The organism is Paraburkholderia tuberum STM678 (assembly GCF_902833905.1).
Classification (GTDB): domain Bacteria; phylum Pseudomonadota; class Gammaproteobacteria; order Burkholderiales; family Burkholderiaceae; genus Paraburkholderia; species Paraburkholderia tuberum.
Map to the genome: position 1 here is coordinate 43,201 of NZ_CADFGP010000008.1, position 13,460 is coordinate 56,660.

13 protein-coding genes are annotated in these 13,460 nt (G+C 62.6%); 6 read left to right on the top strand and 7 right to left on the bottom strand.

The window, feature by feature from the left end:
* Positions 1 to 29: 29 nt before the first annotated feature.
* Positions 30 to 1,271: a CaiB/BaiF CoA transferase family protein gene (locus HWY30_RS08800; protein WP_090808861.1), complete on the bottom strand. Its 1,242-nt coding sequence runs from the start codon at positions 1,269 to 1,271 to the stop codon at positions 30 to 32.
* A gap of 48 nt (positions 1,272 to 1,319) precedes the next feature.
* Complete coding sequence (locus HWY30_RS08805; RefSeq protein ID WP_090808860.1) at positions 1,320 to 2,114, bottom strand: crotonase/enoyl-CoA hydratase family protein; 795 nt, start codon at positions 2,112 to 2,114, stop codon at positions 1,320 to 1,322.
* A 218-nt stretch (positions 2,115 to 2,332) separates the two neighbouring features.
* Between HWY30_RS08805 and HWY30_RS08810 the strand changes: the two genes are divergently transcribed.
* The 5 genes from HWY30_RS08810 to HWY30_RS08830 all read left to right on the top strand — a co-directional run bounded on the left by HWY30_RS08810 (position 2,333) and on the right by HWY30_RS08830 (position 7,939).
* A complete protein-coding gene (locus HWY30_RS08810; protein WP_090808859.1) occupies positions 2,333 to 3,109 on the top strand; it encodes an enoyl-CoA hydratase in 777 nt (258 codons plus the stop codon).
* 107 nt (positions 3,110 to 3,216) lie between these two features.
* Entirely contained in the window at positions 3,217 to 4,203 is a 987-nt protein-coding gene (locus HWY30_RS08815) for an NAD(P)H-dependent flavin oxidoreductase (RefSeq protein ID WP_090808858.1), read from the top strand.
* Entirely contained in the window at positions 4,200 to 5,387 is a 1,188-nt protein-coding gene (locus HWY30_RS08820; RefSeq protein WP_090808857.1) for a CaiB/BaiF CoA transferase family protein, read from the top strand. Before HWY30_RS08815 ends, HWY30_RS08820 begins: the two co-directional genes overlap by 4 nt.
* Positions 5,388 to 5,400: 13 nt before the next feature.
* The gene (locus HWY30_RS08825) at positions 5,401 to 6,693 is read left to right on the top strand and encodes an acetyl-CoA hydrolase/transferase family protein (RefSeq protein WP_090808855.1); all 1,293 of its coding nucleotides are present in this window, start codon (positions 5,401 to 5,403) and stop codon (positions 6,691 to 6,693) included.
* 49 nt (positions 6,694 to 6,742) lie between these two features.
* Entirely contained in the window at positions 6,743 to 7,939 is a 1,197-nt protein-coding gene (locus HWY30_RS08830) for an acetyl-CoA C-acetyltransferase (protein ID WP_090808853.1), read from the top strand.
* A gap of 47 nt (positions 7,940 to 7,986) precedes the next feature.
* On the opposite strand, the gene HWY30_RS08835 is transcribed toward HWY30_RS08830, so the two are convergent.
* Positions 7,987 to 8,157, bottom strand: a complete 171-nt coding sequence (locus tag HWY30_RS08835) for a rubredoxin (protein WP_090808851.1) — start codon at positions 8,155 to 8,157, stop codon at positions 7,987 to 7,989.
* Positions 8,158 to 8,190: 33 nt separating this feature from the next.
* Complete coding sequence (locus tag HWY30_RS08840) at positions 8,191 to 9,393, bottom strand: cytochrome P450 (RefSeq protein WP_090808849.1); 1,203 nt, start codon at positions 9,391 to 9,393, stop codon at positions 8,191 to 8,193.
* 152 nt (positions 9,394 to 9,545) lie between these two features.
* Between HWY30_RS08840 and HWY30_RS08845 the strand changes: the two genes are divergently transcribed.
* Entirely contained in the window at positions 9,546 to 10,451 is a 906-nt protein-coding gene (locus tag HWY30_RS08845) for an SDR family NAD(P)-dependent oxidoreductase (protein WP_090808847.1), read from the top strand.
* A 74-nt stretch (positions 10,452 to 10,525) separates the two neighbouring features.
* On the opposite strand, the gene HWY30_RS08850 is transcribed toward HWY30_RS08845, so the two are convergent.
* The 3 genes from HWY30_RS08850 to HWY30_RS08860 form a co-directional block, all read right to left on the bottom strand.
* Positions 10,526 to 11,347: an HpcH/HpaI aldolase/citrate lyase family protein gene (locus HWY30_RS08850; RefSeq protein ID WP_090808846.1), complete on the bottom strand. Its 822-nt coding sequence runs from the start codon at positions 11,345 to 11,347 to the stop codon at positions 10,526 to 10,528.
* A 61-nt stretch (positions 11,348 to 11,408) separates the two neighbouring features.
* Complete coding sequence (locus HWY30_RS08855) at positions 11,409 to 12,266, bottom strand: HTD2 family dehydratase (protein ID WP_090810382.1); 858 nt, start codon at positions 12,264 to 12,266, stop codon at positions 11,409 to 11,411.
* Positions 12,267 to 12,274: 8 nt separating this feature from the next.
* Positions 12,275 to 13,441: a serine hydrolase domain-containing protein gene (locus HWY30_RS08860; RefSeq protein WP_090808844.1), complete on the bottom strand. Its 1,167-nt coding sequence runs from the start codon at positions 13,439 to 13,441 to the stop codon at positions 12,275 to 12,277.
* Between the last annotated feature and the right edge of the window lie 19 nt (positions 13,442 to 13,460).

A 13,460-nucleotide genomic window follows, 5' to 3' on the forward strand; every position in this document is an offset into this window, starting at 1 on the left:
CAAGTTGCGCGTCGCAGGCTTTGCCCTTTCTATAGAATTTTCTTTTCGCGCAGGATATCGATATCCGACTGCGACATACTCAGCACATCACGCAGCACGTCGTCCGTATGTTGTCCGAGCATCGGCGGCGCCCCGTACGAATCGATAGGCGTGCCCGACATCTTGACCGGGTTGGCGACCATCCGAACCGCCTTATCCGTGAGCGGGTGCGCAACTTCGACGCACATCGCGCGTGCCTGCACATGCGGATCTGCGAACACCTGCTCCAGATTGTTGATCGGTCCGGCCGGCACCCCGGCGGCGTCGAGTGCTGCGAGCAGTTCATCGCTCTGCCATTGAAGGATCAGCGGCTCGAACACTTCGCCCAGCGCGCGACGATTCTTCACGCGCAGCGCAATCTCGCTGAATCGTGGATCGCTGACTAGCTCGGGGTGCCCCAGAACGTTACACATCCGCGCGTATTGCTCGTTGTTGCCCGCCACGATCATGATGTCGCGATCGGCGCAGCGGAACATGCGGGACGGCATACCACCGTTGCCCTCGGTACCGCGCCGAATGGGAATCTGGCCGGAAACGAGATACTGGCTTGCATAGTGCGATGTGGCAGCAATCATCGCGTCCAGCAACGCCAGGTCGATGTACTGCCCCTGCCCGGTACCGCCTTGCGCCGCGTCGCGATGATAAAGCGCTGCGATGATCGCCGAAGCGGCGTACTGACCACACAGGATGTCCGCAAGACTGGGCCCGGTTTTCATTGGGCCGCCGCCCGGCACGTCGTCGCCGTTTCCGGTCACGCTCATCAGGCCACCCATCGCCTGGAAAATCGAGTCGTAGCCGGGGCGCGGGCTATACGGTCCGGTCTGACCGAATCCGGTTATCGAACAGTAGATCAGGCGCGGATTGACCAGCTTTAGGCTGTCGTAGTCGAGCCCGTAACGCTTGAGGTCGCCAACCTTATAGTTCTCGATCAACACGTCGCAGTGCGCCGCCAACGAGCGGATCAGCGCCTGGCCTTCGGCCGTGGAGATATCGCACGTGATCGACTTCTTGCCTCGGTTCGCGCTGATAAAAAACGTCGACTCGCGCGTGACCTTTCCCTCCCGATCCATCAGGAACGGGGGGCCGAATTGCCGCGAATCGTCGCCCTTGCCCGGACGCTCGACCTTGATGACCTCCGCGCCGAAATCCGCCAGCATCTGAGCCCCCCAAGGCCCCGCGAGAATGCGGCTCAGGTCGAGTACGCGAACACCCGCCAATGCGCCTTTTGTCATAGCAAACGGTCCCCTTGAATTCACACCGGCTGCGCCGGAAGCCTTGCATCAGCGTCCGACGAACTTCGCCGTACGTTTTTCGATGAAGGACTGAACGCCTTCCTTCGCGTCTTCAGTGTTGTAGAGAAACTGCTGGGTCGACTGAATCGTCGCGTAAGCATCCTGCCAGCCTTGTCCCAGCGAAACGCGCGCGTTCTGCATCGTGGCCTGCACGGCTAGCGGTGCCTGTGCCGCGATTCGCTCGGCGATCGCGAGCGCCCGGTCGAACTCCTGCCCCGCAGGCACGACATCCTGCACGAAGTTCATGTGCCGTGCCTCGTCTGCGGTGAATTCATCGCCGGTAAGCAGTACCTTCATTGCGTTGCCCCAGCCGGCTCGCTGCACCATGCGAAACGTCGCACCACAACCTGCCATGATCCCCCGCTTGACTTCAAGCTGGGAGAAACGGCAGTTGTCGGCCGCAACAGCCACTTCCGATGCAAGCATCAATTCGACCGCGACCGTGAAGCAGATTCCCTTCAGCGCAATGACGACCGGCTTGGTACGCAGCGGCGCGCGCAAGTTGAACGGATCGACCTCGCCTTCAGGAAGCAGCGGTTTCCCTTCGCGGCGCAACGGCGCGACCTTTGGCATGTCGAGCCCTGCCGTAAAGTGATCGCCTTCGGCGTATACCAGCCCGCAAAAAATATCGCTGCTCTTCTCGAGCTGCGTGTAAGCCATGGCAAGCTCTCCGAACATTTTCGGCGTGAAACCATTGCGCTTTTCCGGCCGGTCAATGCCCATCAAGAGCAGGTTCCCACGCTGCTCAACGCGAATCTGTCCGTCCTCGTGACGAGTGGTCATGCAGTGTCTCCTCGCGGTGTTTTCCGTTAGCAATTCTGACCTCGCGCTCAATTGACAAAGCGGGGTCACACATTCAGAATCATAAACGTCGTTCATAAAATTGGCAACGCACGATACGCTCCGACGCTGCCGCGCGGCGCACCGCAGACATGCAAATCATCGGCGAGCAGGCCCCATTCGGGCCTAGGTGTTCACCCTCATTCGTTCAAGGAAGAACCATGGCCTACGAGACGATCGTCGTCGAAACGCACGGAAAAACCGGCTTGATCAGGTTGCACCGTCCGCAAGCCTACAACGCACTGAACAACCAGCTGATGGATGAGCTGACGGCGGCACTCGACGAGCTCGAAACCGACCCCGCCATCGGCGCCATCGTGATGACCGGTAGCGAAAAGGCGTTCGCCGCCGGCGCCGACATCAAGATGATGAACGAATGGACGTACATGGACGTGTACAAGAATCAGTTCATCACGTCGAACTGGGAACGCACGTCGCGTTGTCGCAAGCCGGTCATCGCCGCGGTCGCGGGTCTTGCGTTAGGCGGAGGCTGCGAGCTGGCCATGATGTGCGACTTCATTCTTGCCGCCGACAACGCCCGTTTCGCCCTGCCCGAAATCACGCTCGCGACCATTCCCGGCGCCGGCGGCACGCAGCGCCTTACGCGCGCGCTCGGCAAATCGAAGGCGATGGAAATGATCCTCACCGGCCGCGAGATGGACGCCATTGAAGCCGAACGATGCGGCCTCGTGAGCCGCATCGTGCCCGCCGACACGCTCGTCGAGGAAGCGTTGAAAACGGCCGACGAGATCGCGCGATACTCGCAACCCGTCGTAGCGATGGCCAAAGAGTGCGTCAACCGCGCCTACGAATCGAGCCTGGCAGAAGGCATCCTGTTCGAGCGGCGTATGGCGTATTCGACCTTCGCCACAGAAGATCGAAAGGAAGGCATGGCGGCCTTCGCCGAAAAGCGCAAACCCCAGTTTCGCGATTGTTGAATTGCTCAAAAGCGCCACGCTGTCGTGGCGAACAAAGCCCGCCAGGTCACGCGCGTCACGCGCATTTCTCTGGCACCCATACTTCCTATCCAGGCTACAGGCGCGCGATGAAACCGTATGTCAATCGCATTACTGAATTACTCGGCATTCAATATCCCCTCATTCAAGGCGGCATGCGCTGGGTGGCGCGAGCCGAACTGGCGGCGGCCGTGGCCAATGCGGGCGGTCTCGGCTTCATCTCCGCACACACCCATGCAAGCGCCGATGCACTCGCGCGCGAAATCGACAGGGTGCGTTCGCTCACCGACAAGCCCTTTGGAGTCAACCTGACCGTTCTCGGCGCCAATGTCGGTCTCGACTATGACGCGTATGTGCGCACGATCGTGTCTCAAGGCGTCCAGGTCGTCGAGACAGCAGGCAGCAATCCGGCGAAATACATCGCCGAGTTCAAGGCGCAGGGCGTCAAGGTCGTGCACAAGTGCGTGACGGTTCGCCACGCGATGAAGGCCGAATCGCTCGGCGCGGACGCCGTCAGCATCGACGGGTTCGAATGCGCGGGGCACCCTGGCGAAGACGACATCCCTGGACTGATCCTGATTCCCGCCGCCGCCGACAAGCTGAAGGTGCCGATTCTCGCGTCCGGCGGCTTTGCCGATGGGCGCGGGCTGATGGCGGCTCTCGCGCTCGGCGCGGACGGCATCAACATGGGAACCCGATTCATGCTCACGCAGGAGTCCCCCGTCCACCCTGCGATCAAGCAACGGCTGCTGGAAGCGAGCGAGCGCGATACGGTGCTGGTTGGCCGCTCGATCGGCGATTCAAGCCGGGTGGTCAGGAACAGCGTGAGTCTCGCCGCGCTCGAACTCGAGCGCGCCGGCAACGTGACGCGCTCGGACCTCTACGCGCTGACCGGAGCACAGCGCTGGATGGACGCATTCGTGACAGGAGAAGTGGAAGGCGGCGCCTTCCCCGCCGGTATCGTGACCGGCCTCATTCACGACTTGCCGACCTGTGCGGAATTGATCGGTCGCATCGTGAAGGAAGCCGCCGCGATTGCGCAACGCCAGCTCGGCTTCGGCGCTGCTCTGGCATGAAACTGACCGGCCTTCGCGTCGTGGACCTGTCGCAATTCATGCCGGGTCCGTTCCTCGCCGCCAACCTCGCCGATCACGGCGCGCACGTCGTCAAGATCGAACCGGTCACCGGCGACCCCACCCGCGGCGCACCCGGCACCGACGGCGCGTTCTTCGCCGCGATCAACCGCGGCAAGCGCAGCATCGCGCTCGATCTGAAACATCCGGACGCACGCGAGGTCGCGCTCAAGCTGATGAACGAGGCCGACGTCGTGATCGAATCGTCGAGGCCGGGCGTGGCCGCTCGGCTTGGCATCGACTACGACACGATCAGCCGGACGAACCCGGGAGTCGTTTATTGTGCGATTACCGCATTCGGCCAAACCGGCCCGCTCTCTCAATTGCCCGCACACGATCCGGTAGTTCAATCGCTTGCAGGCACGCTGCCGCGCGATGGCCGGGGGATCCCAATTGCCACGGGGCCGTCGCTCGCCGCGCTGGCCGGTTCATTGACAGCGTTGTCCGCCGTGTTGATGGCGCTGCTGCGCGCGCGGGAAACGGGGCGCGGCGACTACATCGACATGGCGCTTTTCGATGCGGCGCTCACCTCGCAGCCGTATCTGAGCGGCCGCTTGCTCAACGCGCCGGACAGCCAATTGCGAGGGCCGACTGAAGGCGACAGCGGGCTCGCGTTGCTCGACACCTATGAGACCGCCGATTCGAAGTGGCTCTGCCTGGGCGGCCGGGAACACAGCTTCGCAACCAACCTGCTGACACCACTCGGCCGTCCGGATCTCGTCGCCGACGCGATCGGCCCAGCCGGTGAGGGCCAGATACGCGTCCGGGCGTGCCTGACGCAAATCTTCCTGACTCGCACACTCGATGAATGGCTCTGCTGGTTCGAAGGCCGAAACATCAGTGTGGCGCCGGTGCTCTCGTTCGCCGAAGCGCTCGACCATCCGCAAGCGCACGAGCGCGGGATGGTCCAGACGGATCCGTCCGGACGCAACCACGTTGCAAGCCCGATTCACTTCCGTTTGGAGCCTGGGTCGCCACCGCTCGCCGTTCCACACCTTGGCGAGCACACAGAACTCGTGCTGCGGAGCATCGGCTACAGCGCCGAACGGATCGCGGAACTCGTCGCGACAGGCGCAGTACGGGGGCAGCACGACGAAGCCCAGGCCCTTGCGCAACCCGCCACCTGACGCAAACCACACCATGCCCTTACAGCTAGAGGCGGACGCCGTCGATTTCGCGTCCATCATCCGCCCCGGCGATACCGTCGCATGGGGCCAATCGAACGCAGAGCCCCTTGCGCTCACGCGCACTCTACTTCAGCAGCGGCACAGCATCGGCGCGTTCCGGGTCTTTCTCGGCGCCGGCAACTACGACACGTGCCGGCCTGAGCACGCGGACTGCATCGATTTCGTTTCGTACTGCGGGAGCGGCTCCAACCGCGCACTGGCCAAGGCTGGCGCGCTTGATATCCTGCCCTGCCATTATTCGCAGTTGCCGGAGATGATGGAGTCGGGTCAGCTATCGATCGACGTCCTGCTACTGCAGTTGGCGCCACCCGATGCGCACGGCCGCTACAGCTTGTCCGTCGCGCATGAGTATCTGATCCCGGCGCTCGAGCGCGCGCGCGTCATCATTGCGGAAGTCAACGAACAGGCACCCTGGACTTACGGCGAGCGATATCTTCGCGACGACGACCTCGACTTCATTGTCCCGACGTCGCGCGCTTTGCCCGAGAGTTCGCCCAGCGCCGTCAGCCCGACGGAGCTGGCGATTGCACGGCACACGGCCGGTTTGATCGAAGACGGCGCCACCATTCAAGTCGGCCTCGGCGCGATTCCAGAAGCGATCCTTGCCTGCCTCGGCGACCGGCGAGACCTTGGCATCCATTCCGGCACGATCGGGGACAAAGTCGCCGATCTGATGGAAAGCGGCGTGATCAACAATGTGCGCAAGACCATCGACACGGGCAAGACCATTGCTGGCGTGATGATGGGGGGTCGCCGCATACACGAGTTCGCGCATCGAAACGACGCCGTGCAGTTTCGTTCGACCCGCTACACGCACGATCCGAACGTGCTCGCAAGCATCGACCGCTTCGTCGCCATCAACTCGGCGGTCGAGGTCGATCTGAGTGGCCAGATCAACGCCGAAATTGCCGGTGGCGTGTATGTGGGCGCGGTGGGCGGCGCGCTGGATTTCCTGCGCGGCGCGCGGCGCTCGCGTGGCGGCGTTCCTGTCATCGCATTGCCGTCCACAGCGGGCAAGGGCGCGACCCGCATCGTCGCGTCGTTGAACGGACCGGTCAGCACGCCGCGCAGCGACGCCGCCATCGTGGTGACCGAATACGGCGTGGCCGATCTGCGCGGCCTGACGCTGCGCCAAAGGCGCGAACGCATGCTGGCAATCGCCCATCCGGACCATCGCAGCGCTCTCGATCAGATGGCGGGCGTCCCGCCTTCCAATCGCTTAAGAAGCGCGACGCTCGTCGGCTGATTGCAACCGCACCCGAATCAGAACTTCAAACTTTGCAAGGAAACGTCCAATGAAACGCGCGGCAATTGTCTCCCCTGTACGAACGCCCGTCGGCACCTTTGGCGGTAGCCTGCGCGGCGTTTGCGTCGAAGATCTCGGCGCGCTCGTTGCGAATGAAACGATCCGGCGCGCAGGACTCGATCCCGCTCGCATCGACGACGTCGTCTTCGCGCAATCGTACGCAAACAGCGAAACACCTTGCGTGGGCCGCTGGATTGCGCTGCAGGCGGGCCTGCCCGTGGAGGTGCCGGGCATGCAGCTTGACCGACGTTGCGGCGGCGGCCTGCAGGCGCTCGTCACCGCCGCGATGATGGTGCAGACCGGCGCCGCCGACGTGGTGTTGGCCGGCGGCGTGGAAAGCATGAGCAATATCGAGTACTACAGCACGGACATGCGCTGGGGCGCACGGTCGGGCTCCGTCCAGTTTCACGACCGGCTCGCGCGGGGCCGCGAGCGCTCACAGCCGGAATCGCGCTTCGGCTTTATCTCCGGCATGATCGAGACCGCGGAAAATCTGGCCACCGACTATGGCATCAGCCGCGAGGCCGCCGACGAGTTCGCGCTGCGCAGCCATCAGCGCGCGGCCGCCGCATGGGAGTCCGGCCATATGGCCGAAGAGGTCGTGGCGGTCAGCGTTCCTCAGAAAAAAGGCCAGCCGCTTCTGTTTTCCAAAGATGAAGGATTCCGCGCCGACGCCAGCATGGAAAGCCTCGGCAAGCTTCGCGCGTTGATGCCGGGCGGCACAGTCACCGCAGGCAACTCCAGCCAGCAAAACGATGCCGCTGCCGCTTGCCTCGTCGTCGCGGAAGACCGCCTCGAAGCGCTCGGACTCGAACCCATGGCCTGGCTGACCGGCTGGGCCGCAGCCGGATGCGAGCCATCACGCATGGGCATTGGGCCCGTGCCCGCAGTGCGGAAGCTGATGACGCGCATCGGGCTTACGCTCGAGCAGATGGATCTTGTCGAAGTAAACGAAGCATTCGCGTGTCAGGTGCTGGCAGTCCTCAAAGGCTGGAACTGGCACGATACCGACCGGCTCAACGTGAACGGCTCTGGCATATCGCTGGGCCATCCGATTGGCGCAACGGGCGTGCGCATCATGACAACGCTGTTGCACGAGTTGACGCGCCGGAAAGGACGTTATGCGCTCGAGACCATGTGCATCGGCGGTGGCCAGGGTATTGCCGCCGTGTTCGAGCGCGCCTGATCCTGAGCGATGAAGCGCACGGCCTTGCGCCGTGCGCGCGCCCGCGCTCAGGCCTCCACTTCGAACATCACGAAGTCGGCCTTGGTCGCACCGCACTCGGGGCATGCCCAGTCATCCGGGATGTCTTCCCAGCGAGTGCCAGGCGCGATGCCCTCCGCGGGAAGTCCCGCTGCTTCGTCGTAGTAAAAACCGCAAAAAATGCATTGCCACTTTTTCATGATCGTCGATGAGTCGTTGAGGGTGGGGATACTTCAGGGCGCTACGTCCCAGACGAGCGGCAGATAGAGCATGCCGTTGACGGAGCCCGAGCCGCATCGGGGCTTGTCGCCCTCGCGAATGCGAAAATCGGGAATGCGTTTGAGCCACTCCTGGAGGAAAACCTTGATCTCCGTACGCGCAAGGAACGACCCCGGGCAGCGATGCGGGCCGTTGCCGAACGCTGCGTGCAGCACTGGCTTGCGCGTCAGGTCGACGGCGAGCGGATCGCTGAACTTGCGGTCGTCGAGGCCAAACAGGGAGTTCGGCAATTGAATCTGGTCACCCTTCCTGAACTGGATGCCCTTGTATTCCATGTCCTGCGTGATGAGCCGCGCGGTGTTCGCCACGCCAAAGCGACGAATCATCTCATCGACCGACGACACCATCAGATCGGGATTCTCGATCAGTTGCCTCCGGTGCGCCGGATTCTCCGCCAGAAAGCGCGCGATGAAACCCATCATCGACGCGACGGTATCGAGGCCGCCAAACAGCACGACGATAAACATCCCGAACATCCGCTCGGGGCTGATCGGCTTGCCGTCGATCTGCGCGTTGGCAATGAGGCTGACGAGATCGCCGCCCGCCTCTGCCTTGCGCTTCTCCACCCAGGTCGAGATATAGCCAATCAGCCGGTGCTGGGATTCGTTGCGCTGCTCGACGTTGCCGCGCACGGCCCATTCCGCCCATTCGAGCAATTGTCCTCGATCGCTCAACGGAAGATCGGCAAGACGCAGGAAAATCACGATCGGCAGGATCTTCGCGAACTCCGAAACGAACTCGCATTCGCCGCGTGGAGCGATTTCTTCCATCAGCTCGATTGCGAGGCTGCGCACGTCGCTTTCCAGCGAGGCGATAGCTTGCGGCAGGAAAGCGGGCGTAATCAGGTTGCGGTACGCGGTATGTTCGGGCGGGTCAAGCTCGAGCGGCACGAGCTGCGTCTCGTTGAGCGGCGGGATGTTGACACTGCGATGCGAAAAATGGGTGTGGTCCTTCTGCATCGCCTCGATGTCTTCGCCGCGCGTGGCGATCCAGTGGCCGCCATGGTACGGGGACCAGACGATATCGGGCCCGGTGTGCAGCGTCTTCCACGCCATATGAACATCGTCTTGCACGCCTGGCGGATTCATATAGTCGAAATCGACCACGAGTTCTCGCGGAACATGATCCGGCACGGTCCAGTCTTTCGTAGGGTTCATCTCGCGTCTCCTATCATTTGGTCGTCTTCGAATGGATCAATCGTCACACTTTGCATCAACGTGCCAGCGTTCATATTATGCAACGCCGTTCAGTTTTGATATTATACCGAAGCGAGCTTTTTTACATCAACGCCTATCGAACGGAGACAAGAGTGAGCGATTTCGTCAAGGACAAGGTGGTAGTGGTAACGGGTGCGGGTGCCGGCATCGGGCGCGATTTTGCGTTGCAATTCGCGGCGAACGGCGCAAAGGTCATCGTCAACGACCTGGGTCGCAACGCCGAATCCGGCCAGTTCGCCGCAGAGCGCGTCGTCGAAGAAATCAAGGAGGCCGGCGGGCAAGCGCTTGCCTCGACGGATAGCGTCGCTGAATGGGATTGCGCGCAGAAGATCGTGCAGGCCGCGCTGGACACGTTCGGCCGCATCGACTGTGTGGTCAACAACGCCGGCATCGTGCGTGACCGCATGTTCTTCAACATGAGCCTCGACGAGTGGAAGGCCGTAGTCGACGTGCATCTGAACGGGTCGTTTTTCGTGGCACGCGCGGCGGCTCCGCATTTCAAGGCACAAAACGGCGGCAGCTTCGTTCACATGACCTCCACCTCGGGTCTGATCGGCAACGTCGGACAGGCCAACTACTCCGCCGCCAAAATGGGGGTCGTCGGTCTGTCGAAGTCGATTGCCCTCGACATGGCGAAATTCAACGTGCGCTCGAACTGCATTGCGCCGTGGGCATGGACCGCAATGACGGCCTCGATCCCCTCGGAGACGCCTGAGCAAAAAGCACGCGTCGAAATTCTCAAGCGCATGGAATCGCGCAAGATCGCGCCGCTCGCGGTCTACCTTGCGTCCGACCAGGCCGCAAAGGTTTCGGGTCAGATCTTCGGCGTGCGCGCCAACGAGATCTACTTCTTCAACCAGATCCGCATGATCCGCTCGCTGCATCGCGACGGCGGCTGGACGCCCGAAGCAATTGCCGAGCAGGTCATGCCGGCGTTCGAATCGAGCTTCTTCCCGAACGTGCCGTCCATGGCGCTCACGCCCTGGGATCCGGTGTAAGCGATACCGTGTCACGCCCGCGCCACATGATGCGGTGGTGGCGCGGGCGGTGCGGCGCTCACCCGCCACACCACTTACCCTTCCTCTGAACCTCGCACGCTTTCAGACAAGCCAGCGATGCGTCTCGCCTTGAGCAATACCGGCAAGTCCACCATCCGTCCATCTACGGACACCGCCCCGCCTTCTGCCCGCTCATACGCGTCGACGATTCGCCGCGCCTTGGCAATTTCATTCCCACTCGGGCTGAACGCCGCATTGACCGCTGCAACCTGGCGCGGATGAATACATAGCTTCCCGCCAAAGCCCAGCGATCGCGCCTTCGACGAGTCGTGCGCGAGTTGTCGTTCGTCATCGATTGCCACGGTAACGCCATCCACGGGAGACTGAATGCCCGCTACGCGGGAGGCCAGCACAATACGCGAACGCGCGAGCAGCAGCGCGTCCCATGAACCGTCACAATCCAGATCGAGTTCGAAGTCAACCGAGCCGAATATGAGTCGCTCGACGCCGGGCGTGCGCGCCACGTCCAGTGCGTTCCGGACGCCCTCGGCAGATTCGATGATCGGCAATATGGGTTTCGCCGTTGCCGCCGCGACAGCGGCCAAAGCAGCCGGATTCTCGGCCTTGGGCAACACCACGCCATCGATACCATCGAACGCTGCGAGTGAGAGGTCCTGCTGGAACCACTGCGTACCCGCTCCATTGATGCGCAACAGTACGCGAACCGCCGATGCCGAAAATGTTCGTACCGCACCGGCAACACGTGCACGCGCCGACGTTTTGTCCACATCTGCGACAGCGTCCTCCAGGTCCACGATCACCGCATCGGCGCCTGCCGCGAGTGCCTTGGCGAATCGTTCGGGCTTGCTGCCCGGCACAAAAAGAAACGAACGCATAAGTCTCCCATTCAGCGTCAGGTCCGGCTACGGCGACCCCGCCAGCGGACCGGCTCGACGATCAGATCAGAACAGCCGTGGCTTCCATGCGCAACGATCCGTCGCTGCCGGCGATCCACAAGCTCACCTTGCTTTGGTCCGATTCGTGTTGCTTTCCGCAAACATAGAAAGGCGAAGTGTCCACCACCGGTTTGATCGCGCGGAACGAAAACGCTCCGACGCGCGCGCCCGGCAACTCCGATCCGAGCGAGTCCATCAGTAGCGTGGCGAGCAGCGGGCCATGCACGACGAGTCCCTCGTATCCCTCTGCGCCGATCGCGTAGGGCCGATCGTAGTGAATGCGATGACCGTTCAACGTAAGCGCTGAGTAGCGAAACAGCAGCACCGGATCGGGATTGACCTCGCGTGCCCATTGAGCGCCGATGGGCGCGGCCTGGAATGCTGCAGGCTTTTCGCTGGCAGCCGCATGATCGCGATACACGATATCCTGGCGCTCGACGATCGCAAGGCCAGCAGCGTCGCTGACCTCGTGCTTGACCTTCACGAACACGAGATCGCCGGTACGTCCATGCTTGTGCGCAACACTCTCGATGCATGAAAGACGCGTGATCGCGCTACCCGCTTTCAGCGGCCGTAGAAACTCGAGTTGACTGCCCGCCCACATGCGGCGAGGCAAATCGACCGGCGGCAGAAAGCCGCCGCGTTTCGGATGACCGTCCGCCCCCACCATCGACTGGCGATGAACCGGCAGAAAATAAAGCCAGTGCCACAACGGCGGTAAGTCATCGCCACGTGCTGAAGGCGCGTCATCGTGGTCAAGCATGGCGCTGAGCGCCGCAATCGGCGTGGAGGTGACCTGGTCCCGCACTTCCTCAGTGCGCCCAGTCCATTGCTGCAAATACTCGATATCCATGCGCATCGTGCCAATCACTTCAGATCCAGTGCGTCGCGAATCGCCGCAGCGATCGGAAGCAGCGGATCTTCTTCCGGCGTGGCCGGGTTGAACAGCTTGTTGTGGCAGATCGCGACGGCGAGCCCGGTATCCGGGTCCGCCCAGCCGATCGAATTGCCCTGCCCCGGATGGCACAAAGCGCGCGGCGAGCGTGCCGCCGTCACCGGCGGATGGTTGCCGCCGAACCAGAAGCCACCGATCGTGATTGGAATCGGAAAGCCGAACATCACCGGGTCGGGCTCCTCGCTATTGGCGCGTGGCGTGTTCAGCGTGGCGACGAGCTCCTTCGAGAGGATCCTCACGCCGTCCAACTCGCCGCCGCATGCCAGCATTGCCCAGAAGCGCGCCTCACTGCGCGCGTTGAAGATCCCGCCAACGCCCGCCACTTCCGCGCGCCGCACGTCCGGACGCTCGAACACTTGCGGCGCCAATGCGACCTGTGGCGGCATCGAGCGCAGGAACAGCGGCGGCAGGTATTCCGCGGGAACCGGCACCATTGCATCGGTGAGACGTGCGATGCGCGGCTCGACTTCGTCGGGAATGCCGATCCACAGATCGTCGATGCCGAGTGGCATCGCAATCTCCTCCCGGACAAAACGGCCCAGCGAGCGCTTCTTCGGATCGGCGCGTCGCACCAGTTCGCCAACGATCCAGCCGAACGTCATCGAGAGGTACAGCGTCTTCGTCCCCGGCTCCGCAAGCGGCTCAAGGTTGGCGATGGCGCTGGTCATCCACTGCCAGTCACACATCAGCTCCGGCGTGACGCCTTCGGGCATTTGCGGCACACACGCGCGATGAGTCAGCACATCGCGCACCGTCGTTTTCTGCTTGCCGTGGGCACCGTACTCTGGCCAGTAGCGTGTCACCGGCGCGTCGTATTCGATGAGCCCGCGGTCGGCCAGGATATGCAACGCGGTTGCTGCAACCGCCTTCGTCACCGAATACACATTGAACAGCGTTTCGCCGTCGACCGGACGGCCGGTGGACGGATCGGCCACGCCGCTCCATGCGTCGATCATGAGCTTGCCGTTCAGATAGGCCGCCACCTGCACGCCGACCTCACCGCCTTCCCGCGTGGCGTGGTCGAGCGCCTGCTGAACGATCGCGTTGCGCTCCGTTGATGCTTGCACTACCAAGGTCATATCGTGTCTCCCATTCGTG

Coding starts and splice junctions, on each gene's coding strand:
- HWY30_RS08800 (WP_090808861.1), bottom strand. CDS start 1,271: ATGACAAAAGGCGCATTGGCGGGTGTTCGCGTACTCGACCTGAGCCGC.
- HWY30_RS08805 (WP_090808860.1), bottom strand. CDS start 2,114: ATGACCACTCGTCACGAGGACGGACAGATTCGCGTTGAGCAGCGTGGG.
- HWY30_RS08840 (WP_090808849.1), bottom strand. CDS start 9,393: ATGAACCCTACGAAAGACTGGACCGTGCCGGATCATGTTCCGCGAGAA.
- HWY30_RS08855 (WP_090810382.1), bottom strand. CDS start 12,266: ATGCGCATGGATATCGAGTATTTGCAGCAATGGACTGGGCGCACTGAG.
- HWY30_RS08860 (WP_090808844.1), bottom strand. CDS start 13,441: ATGACCTTGGTAGTGCAAGCATCAACGGAGCGCAACGCGATCGTTCAG.
- HWY30_RS08850 (WP_090808846.1), bottom strand. CDS start 11,347: ATGCGTTCGTTTCTTTTTGTGCCGGGCAGCAAGCCCGAACGATTCGCC.
- HWY30_RS08825 (WP_090808855.1), top strand. CDS start 5,401: ATGCCCTTACAGCTAGAGGCGGACGCCGTCGATTTCGCGTCCATCATC.
- HWY30_RS08820 (WP_090808857.1), top strand. CDS start 4,200: ATGAAACTGACCGGCCTTCGCGTCGTGGACCTGTCGCAATTCATGCCG.
- HWY30_RS08815 (WP_090808858.1), top strand. CDS start 3,217: ATGAAACCGTATGTCAATCGCATTACTGAATTACTCGGCATTCAATAT.
- HWY30_RS08810 (WP_090808859.1), top strand. CDS start 2,333: ATGGCCTACGAGACGATCGTCGTCGAAACGCACGGAAAAACCGGCTTG.
- HWY30_RS08835 (WP_090808851.1), bottom strand. CDS start 8,157: ATGAAAAAGTGGCAATGCATTTTTTGCGGTTTTTACTACGACGAAGCA.
- HWY30_RS08830 (WP_090808853.1), top strand. CDS start 6,743: ATGAAACGCGCGGCAATTGTCTCCCCTGTACGAACGCCCGTCGGCACC.